Genomic DNA, 25,408 nt, shown 5'->3' with positions numbered 1-25,408 from the left:
CTTCCATAAGCGAATCCCATGTCGACTACTCCGAACACCCCAACTTCCGCCGCTCGTGAACCTAGTTGCAAAGTCAGCGCGGGTCCGCATGACGCGCCATCGTCGCCGGCCGGCAAACGGCCTGCGCCGCCTTGCACGCTGGTGATCTTCGGCGCGGGCGGTGACCTGACCAAACGCTTGCTGATGCCCGCGCTGTACAACCTCGCAGTGGACGGCCTGCTCGATGACGGCATGAAGATCATCGGCGTGAATCACGGCGAACGCGAGACGAGCGTATGGCGCGAAGATTTGCATAGATCGCTGCAACAGTTCGCCGCCGACAAAGCCAGCACGTTCCACGCCGGGAAGCTCGACGACAAAGCGTGGGACTGGGTCGCGCAACGGCTCGAATACATGGCCGGTGAATTCGAAACCGACGACACGTTCGCGAAGCTCAAGCAAAAGCTCGATCAATCGCCGGGTGGCAACGTGATTTTCTACCTGGCGGTCACTGCGCGTTTCTTCAAGCCGATCGTCGAGCATCTCGGCAAAGCGGGTTTGCTGAAAGAAGGTGAGGGTGATGCGGGCGGCTTCCGCCGCATCGTGATCGAGAAGCCATTCGGCACCGACCTCGCCTCGGCGCGCGATCTGAACGCGCACATTCTGTCGTACGCGGACGAGTCGCAGGTGTATCGCATCGATCACTTTCTCGGCAAGGACACCGTGCAGAGCATTCTCGCAGTGCGCTTTGCGAATGCGCTGTTCGAACCGATCTGGCGGCGCGAATATATCGACAGCGTGCAGATCACCGCGGCCGAAACGATCGGCGTGGAGGGACGCGGCAAGTTTTACGAGCAAACCGGCGCGTTCCGCGACATGCTGCCGAACCACCTGTTCCAACTGCTCGGCATGGTCGCAATGGAACCGCCCAATTCGTTCGACGCCGAAGCCGTGCGCGACAAGAAGGCCGAAATCTCCGACGCGATCCAGCCGCTGACCGCCGCCGACGTCGTCTTTGGCCAATACGAAAAGGGTCCGGCGGGCATCGGCTATCGCGAGGAACCGGACGTCGCACCGGACAGCACGACCGAAACCTACGCCGCCGCCCGCGTGTATGTGGAGAACTGGCGCTGGGCGGGTGTGCCGTTCTATCTGCGCACCGGTAAGCGGCTCGCCGCGCGCCGTACGGAGATCTCGGTGCAACTGACGCCGGTCCCGTTCCGTCTGTTCCGCGATACGCCGGTCGACGCGCTCACGCCGAATGTGCTGACCTTGCGCATCGATCCCGCGCACGGCACGAGTTTCGATTTCAATGTGAAGACGCCAGGGCCGGTGATGCAGATCGGCGCGGTGCAGTCGTCGTTCGACTACGCGGACTTCTTCGCCGAACGGGCCAACGTCGGCTACGAGACCTTGCTGTACGACTGCATGCTGGGTGACGAGACGCTGTTCCAGCGCGCCGACAGCATCGAAACGAGCTGGTGCGCGGTGGACGACGTGCTGCACCCGAAAACCGGCGGCGCGATTCCGGTGCATGGTTACGCAGCCGGCAGCGAGGGGCCTGCCGAAGCAGACGCACTGCTCGCACGCGACGGCCACGCATGGCGGCCTTTGAAGCAGGATGCAGTCGAAAAGAAGTAATTCCATGAGGCGCACCAACACAATCGGGGGACACCGTGGCCACACGTAAGACGAAAGTAAAAAGCAGTACCGAGCGGATTCTGGCGATCGATGTCGGTGGCACGGGCTTGAAAGCCGCGATCATCGATGCGGACGGTAAGATGAAAACCGACCGTCTGCGTGTGCCGACGCCGCATCCGTGCACGCCGGATCAACTGGTGGATGCGCTGGTGAAGCTGGTCGAGCCGCTAGTCGAAAAAGAGCCGCCCACGCTGATGTCGATTGGCTTTCCGGGCGTGGTGCGCAACAACCGTATTCTGACGGCACCGCATTTCGGCGTCGAAGGCTGGCATGATATTCCGCTCGCGGATTCGCTGGCGCAGCGCCTCGGCGGTCTGCCGGTGCGCATGATCAACGACGCGGAGATGCAGGGCTTTGCCGCGATCGAAGGTCATGGGATCGAGCTCGTACTGACGCTTGGCACGGGCGCGGGTACGGCGCTGTTCCGCGACGGCGAGTTGATGCCTCACCTCGAGCTCGCGCATCATCCGGTCAGCAAGAAGGGGGTGGCGTACGACGAATACATCGGCGACGCGGCGCGCGAGAAGGCGGGAAACAAGCGCTGGAATCGCCGGGTCGAGAAGATAATCGGCATTCTCAATTCGCTGGTGAACTACGACAAGCTGTGGATCGGCGGTGGCAACGCGGCGCGGCTGACGTTCAAGTTGCCCGCGAACGTCGCGACCGTTTCGAACGATGCTGGGATCGAAGGCGGCGCGCGCTTGTGGCATCCGAAGTCACTGCGTGAGACGCGGCAGTTGCCGGAGGCGAATGAGCGGACGGGCCGGTTCAAGTGAGGCGCGATTTACGGATGAATTCGTAGCGCGTCGACGGAATAAAGCGACCGATCGATACGTTTGTCACCGGTGGCCGTGACACGCGTTTGTTGCGGTTCGACCTTTTTCAGCTTAGCTAACTTATACCCGGGGAAGCCGACGATGATTCGAAGCCATACCGCTGGCGTTGCACGACGCCTGTTATTTGTCAGCATGTGCGCCGCGCTGACTTTTGCTGCAGTGAGTGCCCGCGCGGCCGATGCATTTGCTCTGTCTTCGCCCGGTTTGACCGACGGCGGCACGCTGGATTCGAGCCATGCGGCGAGCGCGAATAATTGCGGTGGCGGGAATGTGTCGCCGGCCTTGCAATGGCGGAACACGCCTGCCGGCACGAAGAGCTACGCCATTACTATCTTCGATCCGGACGGCGCGAAGGGCCTGGGCATTGTCCACTGGGTGATGTATGGCGTTGCGCCGTCGGCGACCGGGCTTGGAGCAGGCGTGACGCCGGCCGGTAGCGTGGCCGGCACGAACCGGACGGGGGGCCCTGGCTATTACGGACCCTGCCCGCCGGTTGGGGACATCCCGCATCACTACGTTGCGCAGGTTTATGCGCTTGATTTAGCGCCGGACGCATTGCCGGCAGGATTGACGCGCGACGCGTTGCTGGCGGCGATGAAGGACCATGTGCTCGCTGCGGCGAGTACGGTGCTTCGATACGGACGGTAAATTCTGTGCCTTCGATGGCGGCGGGCCGGCAACCGGCGCCGCCGTCAAAGGCATCCCACTACCTAGCCGCATCACCCCATCGATATTCGTGACTCACCTCATCAAGCTGTGTCTTAACCTGTGCATCGAGCACAAGCTCCGAAGTCGATAGCGTGTCGCTCAACTGCTCGGCGCTACTGGCGCCAATAATCGCGGACGTAATGAGCGGATTCGCCAGCACCCACGCAAGAGAAATCCGAGTCAAAGATTCGCCCGTTGGCGCGGCGATCGCCTTCAGTTTCTCGATCGTTTCGAACTCGCGCTGATGCCAGTACCGCTCCTGATAGACGGCTCCCGCTTTCCCGACGGTTTCGGTGAATCGCCCGGATGTGGGCGCAGCATCCACCCGATGCTTACCAGTCAGCAAACCACCTGCCAGCGGGTTATAGGGAATCACGGCTAGTTGCTCTTCATCCGCCAAGGGCAACAATTCTCGCTCGATCTGCCGGAACAACAGGTTATAGCGGGGCTGCACCGATACAAACCGCGCCACGCGCAGCACATCGGCGCGACCCAGCGCCCGCGCCAGCCGATACGCCAGGAAATTCGACACGCCGATATACCGCGCCTTGCCGGATCGCACGATCGCGTCCAGTGCTTCGAGCGTCTCATCGAGCGGGGTGTTCGCGTCGTCGGAATGGAGCTGGTACAGGTCTACGTAGTCCGTGCCGAGCCGCCGCAGCGATGCATCGATCGCATCCAGCAGATGTTTGCGCGACGCGCCTTGATCCCACGCTGACGGTCCCATCTTGCCGACCGCCTTCGTCGCCAGAATGAAGCGGTCGCGTTTGCCCTTCAACCACCGTCCGACGATCTCCTCCGTGCGTCCAGCATTACTTTCGCCGGCGCCGAGCGGATAAACGTCGGCGGTATCGATGAAGTTCACGCCGGCGTCCGCCGCCGTGTCGAGAATCCGCCGCGAAACGTCTTCTTCAGTCTGCAGGCCAAAGGTCATCGTGCCTAGACACAGGCGCGAAACGGTCAGGCCGGTGCGGCCGAATTTGCGGTATTGCATGGTCAACTCCGAAGATGGACGGGACAGTTGCGGTATGCGGTGTTGTAAAAAGGATAAACGGTGTGGCGATTTCTCGTTCGGCCGGCGGCACACGCAAGCGCGGCGAAGCGTTAGCTTTTAGAAAGCTTTCTGGCCGGCTCGACTGATTTGCTTAAGTGACATGTGCTTTCATCGCCGAGCGATATCACCCGGGTTATTGACATCAGGTCTGATGAGTGTTGAGAGAAGTTGATGTATTTATCGAGGATATACACGTGTCCGAATATTCATCTAACAAATATTCGGAGCTGCCATCAGTCGGGCTGCTTAACATTACAAAGAAGTAATTTTTAGCTGGCCGCGAAACTTCGAAAATTACGTATTCCCTACGTTGGTAAAAATTAGAAACAATTCCATTACAGCAGGTAAGGTTCGCCGCGATTGATGCGTCTTTATGCGTATGGAATGATATCGATTCTCATTTAACAACTAGCCAGCCATCCCGTCGTTCCTGCTTCAAGCAGGAGACCGGCAGCCAGCCAATTGCGGTTTTGTCATTGATTCCATGTCGAGCATGCGGATCGGGCAAGCGCACTTCCGACGGGATTTCCCATGTTCAATCACACGCCGCTTGCGACTGCGTTAGCGCTAGCTTTTGCCGTTCCATTTGCGACGCCCGTCGTCGCGCAGACCGCACCGCAAGCTGCGTCGCAGCCGTCGGCGCAAAACGCGCCGTCGCCCGCAGCGGCCGACAACGCGACCTTGCCGACCATCGGCGTCGCGGCGCAAGCTGAACAACAGGACTTCCAGGCAGAACGCTCGACGGTCGGCGCCAAGACGCCCACCGCATTGCGTGACATTCCGCAGACGGTGACGGTGATCAACAAGGCGGTGCTCGCCTCCCAGGGCGCCACGTCGTTCCAGGACGCGCTGCGCAATGCGCCGGGCGTGACGATCGGCGGGGCCGAAGGCGGCCAGATCGGCAATAACATCAACTTGCGCGGCTTCACCGCGCAGAACGACATCTATCTGGACGGCTTCCGCGATCGCAACCAGTACTATCGCGACACTTTCGACCTCGAAGAACTCGAAGTGCTGTACGGTCCGTCGTCGATGTTGTTCGGCCGTGGCTCGACGGGTGGCGTGATCAACCAGGTCAGCAAGAAGGCGAACCTGAAAGACTCGGCGGAAGTCACGGGCATGATCGGCACCGACGACCGCTATCGCAGCACCGTCGACGTGAACCATAAGCTGACGGACACCTCCGCGATTCGCCTGAACGCATTCGGCCAAAGCCTCGGTTCGACGCGCGACGAGATGAAGAACAAGGACTACGGTATTGCGCCGGAAGTGCGCTTCGGCATCGGCACGCCGACTGAAGTGACGATCTCCGCGCTGATCCAGCACAACTACGACATGCCTGACTACGGCGTGCAGGCGTTGAACGGCCGCCCGTCGCCGGTACCGAAGAACACGTTTTATGGCTTGACCACCGATCGCACGATTCAGGACGTGCAGACGTTCACCGCCGTGATTAAACACAAGTTCTCGGACCAGCTTACGCTGACCAACCAGACGCAGTTCTCGCACTCGATGACCGATGCGCGCGAAACCGCGCCGCAAGCGGTGCTGACGGGGCCGCTCGCCACCAGTACGGCGCTGACCAATGGCAATTTCACGACGCTGTCGCCTTCGCAACTGTTCATCAAGTTGCAAAGCCATGACCGTGTAATCGAAAACCACTCGCTGTACAACGACACTTCGCTTCAGTACAAATTCGACACCGGGCCGATCAAGCACGAGTTGATTGCCGGGGTCGACCTGGGTCACGACAGCTATTCGAATCAGGCTTACACGCGCAACAACTTGCCGGTTGTTTCGATGGTGAACCCGGCGTATCTGTCATCGCCTGCCGGTGTGACCACTACGGTCGGCAACCGCGCCGACTCCGGCTCGAACGAAATTGGCGCGTACGTGAACGACACGGTGTCGCTCGGCCAGCACTGGAAGGTGATTGGCGGTTTGCGTTGGGATCGCTTCCAGGCGCAGATCCACAACACGGTCAGCCTGCCGGGCTACGCGACGCAAACGAACTTCTTCACCAGCGTTCGCGCCGGCGTGATTTATCAGCCGACCGACTGGCAGTCGTACTACGTGTCGTACGGCACGTCGTTCGATCCGTCGCTCGAAGCGTTGACGGTCACCAACCTGACGCAGAACCTTGCGCCGGAGTCGACCAGGTCGTATGAAATCGGCGGCAAGTGGGATCTGCTGGGCGGCAATATTTCGGTGAACTCCGCGTTCTTCCGCGAGGAAATGACTAACGCCCGTACGCAAGTCTCGCCGACCGAATACGAACTCGACGGCGACATTCGCGTCGACGGTTTCCAGGCTGGCGTGACGGGCCACATTACCGACAAGTGGCAAGTGTTCGGTGGCTACACCTACATGGACGCCATCGTCCTGAAGGCGCTCGACGGCACCCAAGGGCACACACCGGCCAACACGCCGCGCAATACGCTGACGTTCTGGACCACCTACGCGATCACCCCGCACTGGGAAATCGGCGGCGGCCCGACTTACATGTCGCCGCGCTACGCGTCGAACACGAACTACGTGCAGGTGCCGGGCTACACGCGCTGGGATGCGACTGCCGCCTATCACGCGAAGAAATATGACGTTCGGCTGAATCTGCTGAACCTGACCAACAAGATGTACTACGACGCGCTCATCCAGTCGGACGGTGGCCGTTCGGTGCCGGGGATTGGACGCACGCTGCTGGCGACGTTCGACTACCGGTTCTGAAGCGTGCCTCATTGATACGGTAGGCTTGCCGTTCTCGCAAACGGCAGGCCGACGTAACGAGGCCAAGGAAACTCAAGATGCTGCTGCACATTCCGAATGTACTGAACGCCGAGCAGTTGCGCTTTGTGCGCGAGCGGCTCGATAGCGCCGGCGACGCATGGGTCGACGGCCGCGCCACCGCCGGTTATCAGGGCGCGCCGGTCAAACGCAACCAGCAGATCGCCGAGCATTCACCGATCGCGCGTGAACTCGGCGACGTGATTCTCGCGTCGATCGAACGCAACCCGCTCTTCATAAGCGCGGCGCTGCCGAATCAGGTCTACCCACCGCTCTTCAATCGCTACGAAGGCGGTATGGAATTCGGCAGCCATGTGGACGGTGCAGTGCGGGTGCTGCCCAACGGCGTGAAGCTGCGCACGGATGTGTCGGTGACGCTGTTCCTGTCCGAACCCGGCGAATACGACGGTGGCGAGCTCGTTGTCGAAGATACCTACGGCGTGCAACAGGTCAAGCTGCCAGCGGGCGACATGATCGTCTATCCCGCCACCAGTCTGCATCAGGTCACGCCGGTCACGCGCGGTGCGCGCCTCGCCAGCTTCTTCTGGGTGCAAAGCCTCGTGCGCAGCGACACGCAGCGCGCTTTGCTATTCGATATGGACACGGCGATTCAACGTCTGAACGCCACGCATGCCGACGATGCCGCGCGCCGCAGCCTCGTCGGTTGCTATCACAACCTGTTGCGCACCTGGAGTGAAACGTGAGCGTACCCGAGGCTATTGAATTCCGACCGGCTGAGGCCATCGACGCCGAGGCGGTCGAACCGCAGCGGCTCGACCGTGACGAACTGAGGGCACGGCAGCAGCGTTCGCGCCGCGCCACCTTCGTTAAATGGCTGCGCAAAGTGCATGGCTGGATCGGGTTGTGGGGCGCTGCGCTGGGTTTGCTGTTCGGCACCACCGGTTTCCTGTTGAATCATCGTGGCGGGCCGCTCAAGGTGTCGACCGGCGAGCCGCAGGTGTCGGTCGTGCAGGTGCCGTTGCCGCAACCGGCGCCGGAAACGCCGCGCGAACTCGGCAAGTGGCTCAAGCAGGAACTGAAACTGGCCGGTACGCCGGGACGCGCGCAGAAAGAGCCCGCGCATCCGGTCGCATGGGGCGAGCGCAGCGTGCTGCAGCCCGAGCACTGGCAGCTCACCTTTTCGTCGCCGCACGAAAGCACCGCCGCGGAGTATTGGGTCGGCAATGGCTATGTGACGGTCAAACGCAGTGAAAACTCGTTTCTCGCGACGCTCACGAATCTGCACAAGGGCGTCGGCCTGAGCGTTGGCTGGGTGCTGCTGATCGATACGCTGGCGGGCAGCATCATTTTGCTGTCGCTCACCGGCGTCCTGCTTTGGACGGAGTTGAACAAACGCAAAACCGTCGGCGCGGTGTTGGTGATCGGGTCGATCGTTGCAGCCGTGTGTATGGGGCTTCTTTAGCCGACTCTGAGGGCGCAGCGTCGCAGCAGTGACGCGCCCGCCCGGAACCCTGCACGCCCGCCAGCGGAAAAGTGGGCGCTCGCGCTAGAATCGTCGCAGACCGCCAAAACCGTTGGCCCTGCCGGATTTCTGCCGATGACCACGTCCCCCAACCAGGTCGACGCCGCCTTGATATCGCGGCGGTCGATCCGCGCCTTTCTGCCCACGCCGGTTGCGCGCGCCGATATCGAGGCGATTCTCGAAGCGGCCAGCCGCGCTCCCTCGGGCACCAATACTCAGCCGTGGAAAGTCTATGTGGTGACGGGCGAGTCGCTCGCGCGCCTGTCGGAGACTCTGGTCGCCGCCTATGACGACCCTCAACGCGATGCGCTGTATCAGGAAGAGTATCGCTACTATCCGCACCAATGGGTGTCGCCCTACATCGATCGCCGCCGCAAGATCGGCTGGGATCTGTACGGCTTGCTAGGTATCGAGAAGGGCGACAAGACGCGCATGCATGAACAGCATGCGCAGAACTTCCGGTTCTTCGGCGCGCCGGTTGGCCTGTTCTTCACGATCGAGCGGGTAATGGAGCTCGGCAGCTGGCTCGATTACGGCATGTTCCTGCAAGCGATCATGACGGCGGCGCGCGGGCGCGGCCTCGATACCTGTCCGCAGGCGGCCTTTACGCAGTTTCACCGGCTGATTGCCGAGCATCTCGGCCTGCCGGCCGAAGAGCAACTGGTATGCGGCATGTCGCTCGGTTTCGCCGACGAAAACGCGCTGGTCAATACGTTACGCACGGATCGCGAACCGGTTGAACGGTTCACGCGATTTCTCGATTGAACCCGATCCACGGGCATCCCCACTTTCCAATCTTCCCCTCGGACCATGATGAAAACCTCACGCCGCCATTTTCTGATGCTGAGTGTGGGCGTGAGCTCATCGCTCATGCTGTCCCGCGTCGCGTTCGCCGACACCGCGAACGCACTGAGCGAAGCCGATCCGAAGGCGCAGGCCGTCGGCTATAAAGAGGACGCGGCAAAGGTCGACAAGGCGAAGTTCCCCAGCTACGCCGCTGGACAAACCTGCGCCAACTGCTCGCTATTCCAGGGTAAGCCTACCGACGCCTACGGTGGCTGCACGCTGTTCGGCGACAAGCAGGTCGCCGCGCGCGGCTGGTGCAACTCGTACTCGAATATGTGACCGGACTAGCGACCGTGCGCCGCCGCGGATGCCTTGGCGCCTAGTTGAAAGCGCTCAGTACGAGCTCATGCGAACGGCCGATCCACAGCGCCGCGTCGCGGTGGTCGCGCAAGGCGTCGCCGGTATTCGGGTGCAGAAAGATATCGAGTGCGCCGTGATTCAGCGTGAGCCAGCCGACGAGCTCGGCGAACTGCTCCTGCGCGAATGCGAGCTGATACGACCACATCGGGTGCGGTCCGACCGGGCGTTCGTGAAAGCGGCCCATTTGCAGTTTGCCGTTCCAATGAGCTTCGATTTGCTCGCGAAAGGTCCACGCGGCGTCGCGGCTACCTGAATCGAAGTAAACGTGGGCGTGCCAGCTCTCGATGGCCGAGGTATCGCGAAAGGTCATGGCGGGTTTCGTTCCGTCTTTGTCAGACGGTCATTCTGCTCGAATTTGCGCAGACGCGTGCGGCGCGCGCCGCATCAGAAACTCTATTTCCTCTTCGGCGACGATTTCGAAGCCCAGGCGTTCGTACAGGCGCCTGGCGGGATTACCTTTGAGCACCTTGAGGCTGACCGGCACTGCGTCGGCCTGCGCGGCCTGCAGAACAGTTTGCAGCGCGCGCTCGCCGATCCCGCGGCCTTGATGCTCGGGCGCGATCTGCACTTGCACGACGAACCACTCGGTTTCGGTGCGATACGCTTTCAGCAAACCAGCCGGTGCGCCATCGACGCAAATCACCTGTGCCGCGTCGTAGCGATAGCGTAGACGCGCGAGATGCTGGGTATCGTCGACGAATTCGCCGGCGCGCTCCAGATGCTCGGCCATAGTGGCCTTGCGCAGTTCGAAGAGAAAGCGCTCGTCGGCTTCCTGCGCTGGGCGCAGCGTAAGGGCAGGTTCTTGAACGGACATGCGGGTAACGTTTCCGGTGCGCGGGCAGTGAGAAAGAATTGTCGTGGATTGTTGCAGTAGCGGCGCTTTTTTACCACGCGCTTGTGTTTCGGGCGCTTACGCTCACGGCTCAAGTCTGAAGAAACCTTCACACCGCGGCGATTCGGCAAACTGGCCTGCCAATTCCCCTCGTTTCGCGCAATTGCATTTTCGTGTGTTCACATAAACTGTTTTCCATGGAGCGACAAGTCACCGAGCCCATCGACGCGGTCTTCCCCCGCGTTGTTTTGAACCGTACCGTTGATGGCAGTTTGCCGCGTTTGACCGACGTGGCAGGGCAGTAAAGCAGTAGGAAGTCGAAGCAATGCAAATAGTGCGCAATCGCAGCAGTCACGCGCACGGCTCAGCAGGGGGTTGCAGCGAGGCGATGTTGATGGCGAGGGACCGAGCTGTAACGCAACACCGCTATACCGCAGTAAAGCGACACGGCAACACCGCAGTAAAGCAGTACCGCAATAACGTAGTAGCAGTTCTGGTAGCAACAGCTTTGGTAGTTTGTGATGGTTATAAAAGTCGGCAAGCATCCACGCGCCTGTACGACTCTTCCATCCTGTCCGGCCCTGTTCCCTCGCGGGAACAGGGCTTTTTTTTCGTCGATGCGGCCGATGTGACTTGTATTTATTCGATCCGAACCTATATGGCACGGTTGCATTTGCAGCCAGCTGTAGCGGAAAATCTGCTCGCGCGCGGTGAGACGCCGCGCACATTCGAGACTTTGAGTTGTTTAAGTCTGTCTTAATAGTTGCTTGCCATGATGGCTGCACAGACTCACATTAAGGGCCTGTCAAGCCGCCGGCGCATCGGCGGCGTTTGCCACCGGAGGGCACAGCATTCGGTGGCAAAGCCGAGAGTTAGCGAAGGAGGTTGAATCGATATGTCCAGTAAATCGCGAGTCCGCAAGCACACCCAGCCGGCCATGTCCCCGCTGCTGCGCGCGCTGACCTATAGCCGCACCGCCCACGAGCCGGTCACCGAGGCGATGCTCCTGCAGTGCTACGCCGCCCTGGATGCGTTCCGGCGCGGTCGGGGCACGCGGGATTTACACCTGACTTTGAGCCGGCATCTGCTGGTGTCGCAAGAATTGGCGCGTCTTGGCCTCGGTGAAGACGTCATTGCCGATATCGAAAGCGCGCATGCGGCGATGGTGCAGCTCGACGCGCGTGAGCATCAAGACGGCGCCTGGGTGCTCGAAGACAGCGAATACGCCCGTCTTTGCACCGCGCTGGCGATTCTCGATGGGCAACTGTCGATCGCATCGTTGAGCGAGATCGCGAACGCGGAAGCGAAGATGATCGAGGGGCTGATGAGATCGGCCCATACGCAAGCGATTGTCGAAGCGACCGTTTAAGCATCCCCCCGCTCCGCCGCAAGCAAGCTGACGCCCAAACGAAAAACGCCCCGCATAGGGCGTTTTTTCGCATCAACGCCGATCCTGCTGTTGTTAGCCAATCCGACGCACCCGGTTAAATGACTGCGGCTATAATCTCCGGCATGAAATTTCTGCGGACTTTGCTCCTCTTGTTGCTATGCGCTGCGCTGCCCATTAGTGGGCTGGCGGCTAGCGGCTTGACGGGAGAATGTCCAATGCAGATGAGCATGAATGCCGACGAGAGCGATGCGATGTCGGCTGACATGCCCGGCTGCGAGTCCATGCAATCATCATCGCAGCCCGAAAAAGCCAAGGGCTTTTTCTGCAAGGTAATGGCTCAATGCCAGATCGGCAGTCTGTATCACCCGGTCTCTCCGACCGGCATAACCCGGCCTGCCGGGTTGTCGAGCACCGTTGTTTTCCACTACGCGCAATCACTGCCGGTCCGTGAGCCGACCGGACCGTGGCGACCTCCTCGCGCCATCTAATCCCTTGCTGACAGGTTCACCGCATTTGCGGTGAGGTCGTCCTGCGTCCAGGACGTGGACTCCGTTTGGGAGTTCGCCGTTGGGGTTAGAACATGCCATTCATTTTTCGCACGCCGTTAGCCCGGCGTGCACCACTGCGCGCGCGTTCGCTTTTCGCCGCGCTGATTCTCGCGAGCGGCGCGGCACACGCTCAGCAAGCAAGCTACACGCTCGATGCGGCGCTTCAGGCCGCGACCGACCGCTCTTCCGCCATGGGAGCCGCACAGGCCTCCGTGCGCGCCAGCTCCGATGCTGCGGTTCGGGCCGGGCAGTTGCCCGACCCGCTACTCAAAGCGGGTATCGACAACCTGCCGGTGAACGGATCGCAACGGTTCACCATCGGTCAGGACTTCATGACGATGCGCCGTATCGGCATCGAGCAGGAATGGGTATCAGGTGACAAACGCCGCCTGCTCTCCGCGCGGGCGAACGATGTGGTGGACCGCGAGCGAGCCGGCTATCTGCTACAGCTCGTGAACACACGGCAACAAACCGCGTCTGCGTGGTTGAGCGCTATCTACGCAAAGCAGGCGCTCGCGTTGCAGCAGGAGCTGGTGCGTCATATGGGTCACGAACTGGACGCGACGAAAGCGTCTTACCGGGGAGCCAAGGCAAGCGCAGCCGACGTCGTGCAAGCGCAGGCGATGCTCGCGCAGACGCAGGATCAGCTGCTCAAGGCACAACAGGCGTTTCAAACCGCACTGATCGGACTGTCCCGCTGGACTGCTACGCCTGTTCTCGATGTGAGCGGTGATCCGCCCGCACCGCAATCGTATGTGTCGTCTCTGCCGCCCGACGAGCTTCGCGACGTTCAGCCGGTGCTGGTGGCCGCTTCGCGGGACATTGCCGTCGCCGATGCCGATACGGCTGTCGCCAACAGCGACCGCAGTCCCAACTGGACGTGGGAAGTCTCTTATCAGCAGCGTGGCGGGCAGTACTCGAACATGGTTTCGGTCGGCGTCAGCATTCCGCTGCCGATCAATCGCAAGAATCGCCAGAACCGCGACGCCGACGAGAAGGCCGAACTCGGCACCAAGGCGCGGCTGATGTACGAAGACGCGCAGCGGCAAGTCGAAGCGGATATCCGCACGCAGTCGGCGACGCTTGCCAGCGGCCGCGAGCGCATCGTCCATCTCACCGACTCCCTGCTGCCCGCTGCAGACCGGCGCGTCCAGCTCGCTGCCGCGGCCTATCGGGCGGGTAGCGGGTCGCTTGCGGACGCGTTTGCTGCCCGACGTGCATTGCTCGACGCCCAGCTACAGGTGCTCGACCTTCGGCGCGAGGTGTCCCAGACATGGGCCCAGCTCGAATACCAGGTCGTGCCCGCGTCGATGTCCATCAGCCAGTGAAGGAGAACACCATGCAAAAGAAACGACTGGCACGCGCGGTTCTCATTGCGTTCGCCACCGCCGCTTTGTTAGGCGCAGGCTACGTGGCCGGCACACGTCATTCCACGCAGGCGGATTCGGCTTCTGCCGCCACGATGCCCGCCGCGACATCTGCGGCAGGCGACAAGATCGACCCGAAGACGGGCCACAAGGTCCTGTACTGGCACGATCCGATGGTGCCGAATCAGCATTTCGACAAACCGGGCAAGTCGCCTTTCATGGACATGCAGCTCGAACCCGTCTTCGCCGATGACGCGGGCACGAGTGGCGTCAAAATCGATCCAGGCTTGCAGCAGAACCTCGGCATCCGCTACGCAACGGCGCGACGGCAGGCAGTGACCGAAGGCTTCGATGCCGTCGGGACCACGCAATTCGACGAATCGCGCGCCGACGTGGTGCAGTCGCGCGTCACGGGCTACATCGACCACTTGTACGCGGACGCACCGATGCAACGGATAGCGAAGGGCGCGCCGATCGCGTCGCTCTTCGTGCCGGACTGGCTGGCGCCGCAGGAAGAATACCTCGCGCTCAAACGCAGTGGTATGGACAGCAGCATGCTCGACGCGGCTCGCGCGCGCATGCGGGCGATGTCGATCCCTGACGGCGTCGTTGCGAATCTCGACCGGAGCGGCAAGGCGCAGACGCATGTCGTGCTGACCTCGCCGGAAACGGGCGTGGTCAGCGAGCTGAACGTCCGCGATGGCGCGATGGTGACGCCCGGGCAGACGCTCGCCAAGATCGCCGGGCTTTCGACGTTGTGGCTCATCGTCGAAATACCGGAATCCCTTGCGCTGACCGTGCAGCCCGGCATGACGGTGGACGCGGCATTCGCGGGCGATCCCACTCAGCACTTCAAAGGGCAGATCCGCGAAATCCTGCCGGGCATCAGCACGGGCAGCCGTACGCTGCAGGCTCGTCTCGAGATCGACAACGCCGCGTTCAAGCTGACGCCGGGCATGTTGATGCGCGTGCGGGTCGGCGCGCGGAAACCGGCCTCGCGTCTGCTTGTTCCGTCCGAAGCGGTCATCACGACCGGCAAGCGCACCGTGGTTATCGTCAGGAACGGCGATGGCCGTTTGCAGCCGGTGAATGTCACCGTCGGCAAAGATGCAGGCGATGAAACCGAAGTGTTGAGCGGTTTGAACGATGGCGATCGGGTTGTGGCGTCCGGCCAGTTTCTGATCGATTCGGAAGCCAGCCTCAAATCAGTTCTTCCTCGCCTCGCGGGGAGCGCCAACGCAGGCCCGAGCGCACCCGCGCCAGCACCCGCATCCGCCGCGGCCGGTGCATCCCAAACGTACGAGACCACCGGCAGGGTCGAAAAGGTGACTGCTGAAGACATCACGTTCTCCCACCAGCCGGTCCCGGCTTTGGGCTGGGGCAAGATGACAATGGCATTCGGCAAACCATCGCCCACGGCCTTTCCTGACGCAAAACCCGGTGACGTAGTGCACTTCGCATTCCGGCAGACGGACAGCGGTTACCAGTTGACGACAGTCGAACCGGTAGGAGGCGCCAAATGATCGCGCGTCTTATCAGATGGTCGATTTACAACCGCTTTCTGGTGCTGCTTGCCACCGTGCTCGTCACGGCATGGGGCGTCTACTCGGTAATGCAGACGCCGCTCGACGCGCTGCCCGACTTGTCCGATACGCAGGTCATCATCAAGGCGTCGTATCCGGGCAAGGCGCCGCAGGTCGTCGAGGACCAGGTCACCTATCCCCTCACCACGACGCTGCTGGGCGTACCGGACGCCAAAACCATTCGCGCGTATTCGTCATTCGGCGATGCGTTCGTCTACGTCCTGTTCGACGACAAAACCGATCAGTATTGGGCCCGTTCCCGTGTACTCGAGTATCTGAATCAGGTGCAAAGCAGGCTGCCTCCTGGCGCGACGGTATCGCTCGGACCGGATGCGACCGGTGTCGGCTGGGTCTACGAATATGCACTCGTCGACCGGAGCGGACAGCACGATCTGGGACAGCTTCGCGCCCTGAACGACTGGTTCCTCAAATTCGAACTGAAGTCGGTACCGGATGTGTCCGAGGTTGCGAGCATCGGCGGCATGGTGCGTCAATATCAGGTCGTTCTCGACCCGGACAAACTGCGCGCTTACGGCATTACACAGGCGATGGTCGCCGACGCGTTAGGCAAGGCGAATCAGGAATCGGGCGGGTCAGTCGTCGAGATGGCGGAGTCCGAATACATGGTGCGCTCGTCCGGTTACCTGCGCACGCTCGACGACTTTCGCAACGTCGTCCTGCGTACGAACGAAGCCGGTACGCCCGTGCTGCTGGGTGATGTCGCGCGTATTCAGATCGGACCCGAGATGCGGCGCGGTATCGCTGAGCTGAACGGTCAGGGCGAAGTGGCGGGCGGTGTCATCGTGATGCGTTCTGGCAAGAACGCGTTGACGACGATCGATGCCGTGAAGGCAAAGCTCAGCGAGCTGAAGCGTTCGCTGCCCGCGGGCGTGGAAGTCGTGACGACATATGATCGCTCACAGCTGATCGAACGCGCCGTGGATAACCTGAAGGACAAGCTCGTCGAGGAATTCATCATCGTCGGTCTCGTCTGCGCGGTCTTTCTATTCCATCTGCGTAGTGCGTTTGTCGCGATCCTGTCCTTGCCCCTGGGCGTGCTGGCCGCCTTTATCGTGATGCGGTATCAAGGCGTCAACGCGAATCTGATGTCGTTGGGCGGCATTGCGATTGCCATCGGCGCGATGATCGACGCGGCCATCGTGATGATCGAGAACGCGCACAAACATCTCGAAGCGTACGAGCACGCGCATCCCGGTAAGGCGATCAGTTCGGCTGAACGTTGGGAACTCATCGCGACGTCGGCCGCGGAGGTCGGGCCGGCGCTGTTTTTCTCGTTGCTCGTCATCACGTTGTCGTTCATCCCGGTGTTTTCGCTCGAAGGCCAGGAAGGCAAGCTGTTTTCCCCACTGGCGTTCACAAAGACCTACACGATTGCAGCTGCGGCGGGATTGTCGGTGACGTTGGTGCCGGTGTTGATGGGTTTGCTGATCCGCGGCCGCATCCCGCACGAGAACGCGAACCCGATCAACCGCGTGCTGATCCGGCTCTATCGCCCGGTGCTGGAGGCGACGTTGCGTCGTCCGTGGGTCGCGATCGGTCTGGCGGTGGTTGCGCTCGCAGCGTCGGCGATTCCGCTTTCGCGGCTCGGCGGCGAATTCATGCCGCCGCTCGACGAAGGCGATCTGCTGTATATGCCGACAGCACTGCCGGGCATCTCGGCGGAGAAAGCGAGTGAACTGCTGCAGCAGACCGACCGGCTCATCAAGACCGTCCCGGAGGTGCAGACCGTGTTCGGCAAGTCCGGCCGTGCTGATTCGGCGACCGACCCCGCGCCGCTCGAAATGTTCGAGACCACGATTCAGTTCAGGCCACGCAGCGAGTGGCGGCCGGGCATGACGCCGGAGAAGCTGGTCGACGAACTGGACCGCACCGTCAAAGTGCCGGGGCTCTCGAACGTGTGGGTTCCGCCTATCCGCAATCGCTTGGACATGCTGTCGACGGGTATCAAGACGCCGGTCGGCGTCAAGATTTCGGGCCCCGACCTCGGGCAAATCGACAAGGTCGCAACGCAGATCGAAGCAGCGGTCAAGACCGTGCCCGGTGTGACGTCCGCACTCGCCGAGCGCCTGAACGGCGGCCGATACATCGACGTCGATATCGACCGGCTGGCAGCGGCACGTTACGGCCTCGCGGTGGCCGATATCCAGTCGATCGTATCTACCGCAGTCGGCGGCGAGAACGTCGGCGAGGTCATTGCCGGCCGGGAGCGCTTTCCGATCAACGTCCGCTATCCACGCGAGATCCGCGATTCGCTCGAGAAGCTGCGCGAGCTGCCAGTCGTGACCGAGCGTGGCGCGCAAATCCAGCTAGCTGACGTGGCGCACATCACGATTGCCGATGGCCCGCCGATGATTCGCAGTGAGAACGCGCGGCTCGCCGGTTACGTGTACGTCGATATCCGCGATACGGACCTGCATTCGGCCGTGCAGGCCATGCAGCGCGCGGTCGCACAGAAAGTAACGCTGCCCGCGGGCTATTCGATTGCGTGGTCCGGTCAGTTCGAATATCTGGAGCGAGCAGCGGCGAAGTTGCGCACGGTGATTCCCGTGACGCTGGTGGTCATTTTCGTGCTGCTTTTTCTGACGTTTAACTCTGTGGGTGACGCGCTGCTATTGATGTCGACGGTGCCCTTTGCGCTGATCGGCGGCTTCTGGTTTATCTGGATGCTGGGGCATGCCGTATCTGTCGCGACCGCCGTGGGATTCATTGCGCTCGCTGGCGTGGCCGCGGAGTTCGGTGTCGTGATGCTGCTTTACCTGAAGGGTGCGCTGAATCGCAGACTCGACGCAGGCGAACCGCTGACCGAAACGCTGCTTCTCGATGCGATTCGAGAGGGGGCCGTGCAGCGTGTGCGTCCCAAGGCGATGACGGTCGCGGTCGTGCTTGCCGGTCTCATACCCATCATGGTCGGGCACGGCGCCGGCTCCGAAGTCATGCAGCGCATCGCCGCGCCTATGGTGGGCGGGATGATCACGGCGCCCATCCTTTCGATGTTGGTTATTCCCGCAGCGTGGTTCCTGCTGCAACGCCGCCGCGCGAAGCGTCTGCCCGACGCGCGGCCTTCTCACGCAGTACCTTCCGGCACAACCGTGCCAACTACTCAAACTGGAGAACTTCAATGAAGAAATGGATTGTTGCGTTTGCTGCTTTCGGCGCCATTGCCGCCGCCCCCGCGTTTGCGGGCGACGATATGGCAGGGATGAACATGTCCATGAAGCCGACGGCTTCAAAGGACTCGCCGAATGCGGCCCTCACGGACGCGGTGGTGAGAAAGGTGGACCCGGCCTCCGGCATGGTCACGCTGAAACACGGCGCGCTGCAGAACGTTGGGATGCCGGCCATGACCATGGCCTTCAAGGCGAAGGACGCCGCGATGATCAAGCAGATTCACGAAGGCGACAAGGTGAAGGTGCGCGTTGAAGACGTCGACGGCACGATGACCATCGTGAAGCTGGAAAAAGCGTCGTGACGCGTTGTTGATGCAAACTCGCGGGCTTGTTGCTTGGGCCTGCGAGTTTGCAAGACTACGGCTGGGTCGATGGCCTATTGAAGTCCTGCGCTAAACTCTCAGAACGCCCGGTGACGGCGACCCACAAGGAGACAGGTGTCATGGAACGCTCTGAATTCCTCGCCGCCACGCGGCAACTGGCGGCCGCCGCTGAGCTTCTGGCCAAGGCCGGTCCAGAGGACTGGCGACTCGACGCGTTCCAGATGCTCGCGTTCTTTCGCCGCTACGACCAGCCGGGTGCCGGTTCGAATGCAGTCGTAACGTCCAACGACGAACTGTTCGCGAGCACCGGCCACGCCGCACTGACGATGGCGGGACGCAACGAATTTGCTGCGTCCCGCGCACTTCTCGAGCAGGCCCAGTCGCTGTTGCCGGCTACGTGAAAGCCGCTGCGATGGGCCGGCGTTTCTCGTTTGTCCGGCTCTAATCGTTGTACTGCGTCATGTCGTAGTACGTGATTCCACTCCGTCCGCCACCCAACTGCACGAGCCGCAAACCACCGGACGTCAACGCCGGGAACGGGCAGTTCGTGCAAGTCTGTACACCCGCGGCATTGACTCCTGCAAAGACGGTGGTTTGATACTGACCGACCGTGGTGTTGTTCGGCGCACCAATCGAGAAGCCATTGATTGCAGTCGTCGAGCCGGTGCTCGTTCCAGGGGAGGCCTGAATCTGCACGGACGTCACCGGATACGCGAGATTCTGTCCATTCACGAGGCTCGACCACGTCACGCTCATCGCGTACTGCACGCTGGCCAGCGATCCGGCTGGCGTGAGGAACTGGGTCGCGAAGTCCGGCAGCAGCGTCGGCCACGCAACGGTGCTACCCGCCGCCGCGTTCAACGGGCTGCCCGGATTGATGATCGACGACTGGCCGAGTTGCGCGCCGTTCTGGTCGTAGAACGTCACGGTGTAGGTCGAGTAGAGCGGCACGGTGCTCGCGTCGATCGATTGCGCCGAGTAGTAGCCGCTCGAAGCCGCCGGCGTGAAGTTCGCGGTCGACGACAGCGATTGCCATGACCAGCGATACAGCTCCGTATTGCTGCTGGTTGTCGCCGGCGAAACGGGCGCCGCGCTCAACGGCTGATCCGACAGACCCAGCGAGCTGATACCGAGCGCATTGCGCTGCATCAGCCAAATCGGTGCAGCGAGGCCAGGTCCCGTGACGGAAGCCGAATACACCGTCGGATTCGAAGTAGTCGGGATCGCAATCTTAAGACCCGACTCGTAGCGGTTCACATCGCTCAGCTTCGAGTCAAGGAAGGTACGACGCTGGATTTGCGACATGATCGCCACAGCGAATTGCGACTGATTGCCGATCAGATTCCAGCCGAGTTGCGTGCCGTTGGCGAGCGTGACGGGCGTGGAGAGCTGTTGCGCGATAGTGTAGAGCGCAGTTGGCGTGCCGCTCGCCAGCGTGACCGGCAACTGCACGAGCGCGAGCTGCTTGCCATTGCGGGTGAAGAAGGCGAGCGTCTTCGGCGAACCGAACACCGCACCCGTTAAGGTCGCTTCCGTCAGGCTGTGGGCTACGGCCAGATCGGTCGAGCCGCTTTCGAGGTAAGCGGAGTCGATGGCCGGCGAGCATGACGTGTTGAGCGTGCCGGTCGCCGCGCAGGCCGTCAGCAGAGACGCAAGCGGTTCCAGATAGTTGGCCGCCGCGGACGGCGCTGCCAGTGCGATCGATTGGGCAGTCTGGTTGTTCAGCGCGATGGTCGTGCCCGGCGCCGCATTCGATAGCAGCAACAGGCCGCCGTTGGCCGCCGACACGACCGAGACCGTATCGATCACCGCATCGGCGCCGGTGTGGTTCGGCGTAAAGGCCGTACCGATCGGATCGAAGCCTGCCGTCAGGATGCCATTCTGCGTGAGGATTTTCGTCAGCATCGTGTCGAGCGTGATGGTGGCGATCTGCACGGACGGCAGCGTCACCTTGGCCAGTGCCGTGGTGGACGCGAGGTCGAGCGGGTTGCCCGAGGCGGTCAGCATGGCGGCAATCGCGGTGGTCAGCGTGGTGACGTTGGCGACAGCCGGCGCCGTGCCGTTCGGCAGCTTGGCGAGCACGGAGACGAGCGGGGCGGAGATGCCGGTGGCGTCGGCGGCGACGATGAGGAACGGCGCGGTCATGCCCTTCACCGAGATCGTGTATGCGCCCTGGGTGTTGGTGGTTGCCGTGGCCTGAGCGCCGGTCGCATCGGTCAGCGTGACGGTTGCGCCCACTACGGCGCCGCCGGTGGCGACCGTGCCGTTCACCGAGGTGGCCGTGACCGTCGACGTGCTCGACGACGTTGAACTGGAACCGCCGCCGCCACAACCGCCGAGTTGGAACAACGCAAAGGCCACTGCGGCCGCGACGCCGCTACGCACTAACGCTCGATGCATGAATTTCCCCGATGCCCTGTTTATATGATTCGTTTGTTATGCCGGCAGATTATGCCGATAAATTCGATTGCATTTGCCGCGTCGGTTTATCGAATTGAAAGCAGATTATTTGCTGCCTTTAATCCACACACAATGCGTTCGCGACGCGCGCTTAAGCGTTGGGAGAATACTTCAAAGTGGTGTTGTTGTGTCGCGTGGGAGAGCGACTGAATAGGAGAATATGAAGGGTAGTCGCGTTTGCGAACCCGTCATATTCTCTGATCGAATTGCTTCAGACAGTTCAGGCGCTAATTACTTGCCCAACTCGTGGCCGATAATCCCGCCGGCTACCGCGCCGCCGACGGTGCCGACAGTACTGTGATTGGTCGCCTCGTTACCGATCACGCCGCCTGCTGCTGCACCGCCAAGGGTACAGCCGGCCATCAATGTCAGTAGCGCCAATACCATCGCAATAACGCCCAGACCAGATCGATTTCGCATGATGTCACCTCGGATGTGTATCTATGCAACCGAAGCAGCAATCCACGTGCCGCAACTGTATTACGAGTGTCCGTAGGGCTTGCGGTCCGCGGGTGCCCGGGCAGTGAAACGGGTTTGCTGGAGTCATCCGCGCTTGCTAGACTGGCCTTCGCAACCCAACTGTAAGCGCGCTCTTGCCGTGGTACGCCTCGCTGGTGTTCACTGCGCGGCGCGATCAATCGGAGACGCCATGTCTTACATGCTGCTTATCGTCGAACCCCCGAATCAACGCGTCGAACGCGGTGAGCAGGCGGGGCGCGAGGTTTATGACCAGATGGTGCGTTTCGCTACCGGACTCAAAGAGCGCGGCAAGCTGGTCGCAGCCGAAGCGCTGACCTCCACGAATGACGCCGTGCGCGTGCAGGTGCGCGACGGTCAAGCGAAACTGCTCGATGGTCCGTTCGCCGAAGCCAAGGAAATGATCGGCGGCTTCTACCTGCTCGATGTTGAAACCCGTGAAGAAGCGGTGGCGATCGCGCAAGCCTGCCCGGCGGCCTCGTGGTGCACTGTCGAAGTCCGCAAGCTCGGGCCTTGTTTCCTATAAGCGGGTTTGCCTATTCGTAACTATTTTCTGGGGGTTTTCCCCAGGCTAACGACAAATATGTCGATCTGGCCACGCATCGCTCGTCGTGTGAATAAGGAGCCAGCAAACAGATAACAGCTCTCCACCAACTACACACCACCCCAGGAGCGATTGCGATGCGATTCATGATCATAGTGAAGGCGACGGCCGTCAGCGAAGCCGGCGGCCAGCCGGACGAAGCCCTGATGGCGGCGATGGGCGCCTACCATGAAGAACTGGCCAAGGCCGGTGTGCTCCTCGACGCAACCGGTCTGAAGCCGAGTTCTAAAGGCTGGCGTATCCACTACAGCGGGGGCAAGCGCACGGTGATCGACGGTCCGTTCGCGGAAACCAAGGAACTGATCGCCGGCTACACCCTGATTCAGGTTCGCTCCCGCGAAGAAGCCATGGAATGGGCGCGGCGCTTCCCGGCGCCGTTCGGCGAGGATGCCGAAGGCGAAATCGAAGTGCGGCAGCTATATGAACTCGAGGACTTCGAGCCGAGCCCGGAAGTGGACCGCTTCCGCAAGCTGGACGCGGCCAAACATTAATCGCGACGCCGATCCGACCGCCAGACGAGGCGCCGATCCGGCCACATCGAGAGGATTCATCATGCTCAAAGTTACTCTGATCACCGTCGTTGCGGCGGTGGGTCTGCTGCTCATCTACGCGGCGACGCGGCCGGACAATTTTCGGATCGAACGCAGTGTGCGCATCGAGGCGCCGCCCGAGCGGGTCTACGGCTTGATCGACGACCTGCATCAGTTCAATCGCTGGAATCCGTTCCTGCGCAAAGATCCCGCGGCGCAGGGCACTTACAGCGGCACGCCGAGCGGCAAGGGTGCGCGCTATGCGTGGCAAGGCGAAAAGGTTGGGGTGGGGCAGATGGAGATCGTCGACACGGCGGCGCCGGCGAACGTGACGATGAACCTCGATTTTATCAAGCCGTTCGAGGCCCATAACATGGCCGATTTCACGTTGAAGCCGGAGGCCGGCGCGACTCAGGTCACCTGGGCGATGTATGGGCCAGCGCCGTTTCTGTCGAAGCTGATGCAGGTGTTCGTCAGCATGGACCGAATGGTCGGCAAGGATTTCGAAGATGGCCTGAGCAATCTGAAAACGCTGGCCGAGGCGAGCTGAGTACGCGGGAACGCTGCATGCGTGGCGGACTACGACGCACTGCGACGCCCCAGCGAGCCCACAACCCGATCACTGGATTTCATCATGCATAAGCAGATCTACGTCAATCTCGCTGTCGACGATCTCGAACGGTCGAAGGCATTTTTCAGCACGATCGGTTTCAGCTTCGAGGCGCAATTCACCAACGGGCAGGCCGCGTGTCTGATTCTCGGCGAGAACCTCTACGCGATGCTGCTGGTCAAGGACCTGTTCAAGTCCTTCACGCGCAAGTCGCTTTGCAATCCGAAGGAAAGCACGGAAGCGTTGTTGGGCCTCTCGTGCGAGAGCCGGGGCGAGGTGGATGCGCTGGTCGCGAAGGCGCTCGCCGCCGGCGGCACGGTGCCGCGCGCGCCGCAGGACTACGGTTTCATGTACGGGCACGGCTTCGAAGATATCGACGGACACATCTGGGAGCTGATCTACATGGATCCGAACGCCAAGGCAGCGGGCTGATCCCGTGACAAAACCGGCCACCCATCGTGCCATCGAGGCAGTCTGGCGGATCGAATCCGCCAAGGTCATCGCCCACGTCGCGCGGATCGTGCGTGACGTGGGGCTCGCTGAAGAGCTGGCGCAGGACGCGCTGGTGGCGGCGCTCGAACATTGGCCTGACGCGGGCGTGCCCGACAACCCGGGAGCGTGGCTGATGGCGACCGCGAAGAACCGCGCCCTCGACCGCTTGCGCCAGGAAGCGCTGCATGCTCGCAAGCGTGAGGAGTTGGGCCACGATCTCGACGCAATGGAGGCGCACCTCGTGCCGGATTTCGTCGATACCCTCGATGCCGCACGCGCCGACGATATCGGCGACGACCTGCTGCGCCTGGTGTTCACGGCGTGCCACCCGGTGTTGTCCACCGACGCTCGTGTCGCGCTGACGTTGCGCCTGCTCGGCGGCCTCACCACAGATGAAATCGCGCGCGCGTTTCTCGTGCCCGAGCCGACCATCGCGCAGCGCATCGTGCGAGCCAAGCGCACGTTGTCTGCGGCCAAAGTGCCGTTCGAGGTGCCGCAGGCGGATGCGCGTGCGCCGCGGCTCGCGTCGGTGCTGCAGGTGATCTATCTGATTTTCAACGAAGGCTATTCGGCCACAACCGGCGACGACTGGATGCGTCCGGCGTTGTGCGCGGAAGCGCTGCGGTTGGGGCGGGTGCTGAGCGGCCTCGTGCCGGACGAAAGCGAAGTGCATGGCCTCGTCGCGTTGATGGAAATCCAGGCGTCGCGTACGCGTGCGCGCACCGATGCCGAGGGTCGGCCGGTGCTGCTGCTCGACCAGGACCGCAGCCGCTGGGACCCGCTGCTGATCCGCCGTGGGCTGACCGCGCTCGGCACCGCGCACGCGTTGGGCGGCGCGAGTGGGCCATATGCTTTGCAGGCGGCGCTGGCCGCGTGCCACGCGCGTGCACGCCGCGCCGAAGAGACTGATTGGGCGCAGATCGTCGCGTTGTACGACGCGCTGGCGCAGGTCACGCCTTCGCCGGTGGTGGAGTTGAATCGGGCGGTGGCAGTCGGCATGGCGTTCGGGCCGGCTGCGGGTCTGGAAATCGTCGACGCGCTCGCCGCCGATGCGGCGCTCGCGAACTATCACTGGTTGCCGAGCGTGCGCGGCGATCTGCTGGAGAAACTCGGCCGCGTGGAAGAGGCGTGCGCCGAATTCGAACGCGCTGCCGGCATGACGCGCAATGCTCGCGAGCGCGAACTGTTGCTCGAGCGTGCCGCGCGCGGCCGCTCGCATTGAACCGTACGTAGGTAACTTACCGGATCAACCGACG

Annotated in this window: 26 protein-coding genes; 21 read left to right on the top strand and 5 right to left on the bottom strand. The window is 61.9% G+C overall.

The genetic code is table 11. The annotated features are described in order from the left end of the window. Positions 1–18: 18 nt before the first annotated feature. From zwf to M0D68_RS03885, 3 genes are all read left to right on the top strand, one after another. Complete coding sequence (gene zwf / locus M0D68_RS03895) at positions 19–1,620, top strand: glucose-6-phosphate dehydrogenase (RefSeq protein ID WP_266223829.1); 1,602 nt, start codon at positions 19–21, stop codon at positions 1,618–1,620. A 35-nt stretch (positions 1,621–1,655) separates the two neighbouring features. After that, on the top strand, positions 1,656–2,456 hold the full coding sequence (locus M0D68_RS03890) for an ROK family protein (protein WP_093634257.1): 801 nt from the start codon (positions 1,656–1,658) through the stop codon (positions 2,454–2,456). Positions 2,457–2,597: 141 nt separating this feature from the next. Continuing rightward, a complete protein-coding gene (locus tag M0D68_RS03885) occupies positions 2,598–3,164 on the top strand; it encodes a YbhB/YbcL family Raf kinase inhibitor-like protein (protein WP_266223828.1) in 567 nt (188 codons plus the stop codon). A gap of 58 nt (positions 3,165–3,222) precedes the next feature. Here the strand turns inward: M0D68_RS03885 and M0D68_RS03880 are convergent, their stop codons facing one another. Continuing rightward, on the bottom strand, positions 3,223–4,218 hold the full coding sequence (locus M0D68_RS03880) for an aldo/keto reductase (protein WP_256457205.1): 996 nt from the start codon (positions 4,216–4,218) through the stop codon (positions 3,223–3,225). Between the two features lie 591 nt (positions 4,219–4,809). Here M0D68_RS03880 and M0D68_RS03875 point away from each other — a divergent pair. The 5 genes from M0D68_RS03875 (at position 4,810) to M0D68_RS03855 (ending at position 9,667) form a co-directional block, all read left to right on the top strand. Beyond that, positions 4,810–7,002 (top strand): TonB-dependent siderophore receptor, encoded by a 2,193-nt coding sequence (locus M0D68_RS03875; protein ID WP_266223827.1) that lies wholly within the window; start codon positions 4,810–4,812, stop codon positions 7,000–7,002. Between the two features lie 77 nt (positions 7,003–7,079). Next, the gene (locus M0D68_RS03870) at positions 7,080–7,763 is read left to right on the top strand and encodes a Fe2+-dependent dioxygenase (RefSeq protein WP_093634253.1); all 684 of its coding nucleotides are present in this window, start codon (positions 7,080–7,082) and stop codon (positions 7,761–7,763) included. Next, on the top strand, positions 7,760–8,482 hold the full coding sequence (locus tag M0D68_RS03865; RefSeq protein ID WP_266223826.1) for a PepSY-associated TM helix domain-containing protein: 723 nt from the start codon (positions 7,760–7,762) through the stop codon (positions 8,480–8,482). The genes M0D68_RS03870 and M0D68_RS03865 overlap by 4 nt, the downstream gene beginning before the upstream one ends. Before the next feature lie 135 nt (positions 8,483–8,617). Next, positions 8,618–9,307 (top strand): nitroreductase, encoded by a 690-nt coding sequence (locus M0D68_RS03860; protein WP_093634251.1) that lies wholly within the window; start codon positions 8,618–8,620, stop codon positions 9,305–9,307. A gap of 48 nt (positions 9,308–9,355) precedes the next feature. Continuing rightward, positions 9,356–9,667, top strand: a complete 312-nt coding sequence (locus tag M0D68_RS03855) for a high-potential iron-sulfur protein (protein WP_054034272.1) — start codon at positions 9,356–9,358, stop codon at positions 9,665–9,667. 40 nt (positions 9,668–9,707) lie between these two features. On the opposite strand, the gene M0D68_RS03850 is transcribed toward M0D68_RS03855, so the two are convergent. Both M0D68_RS03850 and M0D68_RS03845 read right to left on the bottom strand, forming a co-directional pair. Continuing rightward, complete coding sequence (locus M0D68_RS03850) at positions 9,708–10,058, bottom strand: DOPA 4,5-dioxygenase family protein (protein ID WP_093634249.1); 351 nt, start codon at positions 10,056–10,058, stop codon at positions 9,708–9,710. Positions 10,059–10,088: 30 nt separating this feature from the next. Then, positions 10,089–10,562, bottom strand: coding sequence for a GNAT family N-acetyltransferase (locus M0D68_RS03845; RefSeq protein WP_266223825.1), 474 nt, complete (start codon positions 10,560–10,562; stop codon positions 10,089–10,091). Between the two features lie 343 nt (positions 10,563–10,905). On the opposite strand from M0D68_RS03845, the gene M0D68_RS03840 reads away from it, so the two are divergent. The 8 genes from M0D68_RS03840 (at position 10,906) to M0D68_RS03805 (ending at position 19,380) form a co-directional block, all read left to right on the top strand. Then, the gene (locus M0D68_RS03840; protein WP_200618689.1) at positions 10,906–11,340 is read left to right on the top strand and encodes a hypothetical protein; all 435 of its coding nucleotides are present in this window, start codon (positions 10,906–10,908) and stop codon (positions 11,338–11,340) included. Positions 11,341–11,475: 135 nt separating this feature from the next. Next, positions 11,476–11,949 (top strand): hypothetical protein, encoded by a 474-nt coding sequence (locus M0D68_RS03835; protein ID WP_266223824.1) that lies wholly within the window; start codon positions 11,476–11,478, stop codon positions 11,947–11,949. Positions 11,950–12,092: 143 nt separating this feature from the next. Next, complete coding sequence (locus tag M0D68_RS03830; protein WP_266223823.1) at positions 12,093–12,458, top strand: hypothetical protein; 366 nt, start codon at positions 12,093–12,095, stop codon at positions 12,456–12,458. A gap of 92 nt (positions 12,459–12,550) precedes the next feature. Then, on the top strand, positions 12,551–13,846 hold the full coding sequence (locus M0D68_RS03825; protein WP_211699924.1) for a TolC family protein: 1,296 nt from the start codon (positions 12,551–12,553) through the stop codon (positions 13,844–13,846). A gap of 11 nt (positions 13,847–13,857) precedes the next feature. Next, positions 13,858–15,408 carry an efflux RND transporter periplasmic adaptor subunit gene (locus tag M0D68_RS03820; protein ID WP_266223822.1) on the top strand — a complete coding sequence of 517 codons (1,551 nt, stop codon included), beginning with the start codon at positions 13,858–13,860 and terminating at the stop codon, positions 15,406–15,408. Further along, positions 15,405–18,611, top strand: a complete 3,207-nt coding sequence (locus tag M0D68_RS03815) for an efflux RND transporter permease subunit (protein ID WP_266223821.1) — start codon at positions 15,405–15,407, stop codon at positions 18,609–18,611. Before M0D68_RS03820 ends, M0D68_RS03815 begins: the two co-directional genes overlap by 4 nt. Then, entirely contained in the window at positions 18,608–18,958 is a 351-nt protein-coding gene (locus M0D68_RS03810; protein ID WP_200618685.1) for a copper-binding protein, read from the top strand. Before M0D68_RS03815 ends, M0D68_RS03810 begins: the two co-directional genes overlap by 4 nt. A 140-nt stretch (positions 18,959–19,098) precedes the next feature. Then, positions 19,099–19,380 (top strand): hypothetical protein, encoded by a 282-nt coding sequence (locus M0D68_RS03805; protein WP_266223820.1) that lies wholly within the window; start codon positions 19,099–19,101, stop codon positions 19,378–19,380. A 40-nt stretch (positions 19,381–19,420) separates the two neighbouring features. Here the strand turns inward: M0D68_RS03805 and M0D68_RS03800 are convergent, their stop codons facing one another. Together M0D68_RS03800 and M0D68_RS03795 are read right to left on the bottom strand one after the other, a co-directional pair. Continuing rightward, positions 19,421–21,379 (bottom strand): hypothetical protein, encoded by a 1,959-nt coding sequence (locus M0D68_RS03800; RefSeq protein ID WP_266223819.1) that lies wholly within the window; start codon positions 21,377–21,379, stop codon positions 19,421–19,423. Between the two features lie 291 nt (positions 21,380–21,670). Beyond that, positions 21,671–21,826 (bottom strand): glycine zipper 2TM domain-containing protein, encoded by a 156-nt coding sequence (locus M0D68_RS03795; RefSeq protein WP_266223971.1) that lies wholly within the window; start codon positions 21,824–21,826, stop codon positions 21,671–21,673. A 262-nt stretch (positions 21,827–22,088) separates the two neighbouring features. Between M0D68_RS03795 and M0D68_RS03790 the strand changes: the two genes are divergently transcribed. The 5 genes from M0D68_RS03790 to M0D68_RS03770 all read left to right on the top strand — a co-directional run bounded on the left by M0D68_RS03790 (position 22,089) and on the right by M0D68_RS03770 (position 25,374). Beyond that, positions 22,089–22,442, top strand: coding sequence for a YciI family protein (locus M0D68_RS03790; RefSeq protein ID WP_093634239.1), 354 nt, complete (start codon positions 22,089–22,091; stop codon positions 22,440–22,442). A 155-nt stretch (positions 22,443–22,597) separates the two neighbouring features. Then, positions 22,598–23,011, top strand: coding sequence for a YciI family protein (locus M0D68_RS03785; protein ID WP_093634238.1), 414 nt, complete (start codon positions 22,598–22,600; stop codon positions 23,009–23,011). Between the two features lie 61 nt (positions 23,012–23,072). After that, a complete protein-coding gene (locus M0D68_RS03780; RefSeq protein ID WP_266223818.1) occupies positions 23,073–23,600 on the top strand; it encodes an SRPBCC family protein in 528 nt (175 codons plus the stop codon). An 84-nt stretch (positions 23,601–23,684) separates the two neighbouring features. Then, a complete protein-coding gene (locus M0D68_RS03775; RefSeq protein ID WP_256457195.1) occupies positions 23,685–24,092 on the top strand; it encodes a VOC family protein in 408 nt (135 codons plus the stop codon). A gap of 4 nt (positions 24,093–24,096) precedes the next feature. Further along, entirely contained in the window at positions 24,097–25,374 is a 1,278-nt protein-coding gene (locus tag M0D68_RS03770; RefSeq protein ID WP_266223817.1) for an RNA polymerase sigma factor, read from the top strand. Positions 25,375–25,408: the final 34 nt, after the last annotated feature.

Source organism: Paraburkholderia sp. SEWSISQ10-3 4 (assembly GCF_030464785.1).
Taxonomy (GTDB): Bacteria; Pseudomonadota; Gammaproteobacteria; order Burkholderiales; family Burkholderiaceae; genus Paraburkholderia; species Paraburkholderia aspalathi.
The sequence above is the reverse complement of the archived record's forward strand: the minus strand, read 5'-3'. Positions and strand labels throughout refer to the sequence as shown.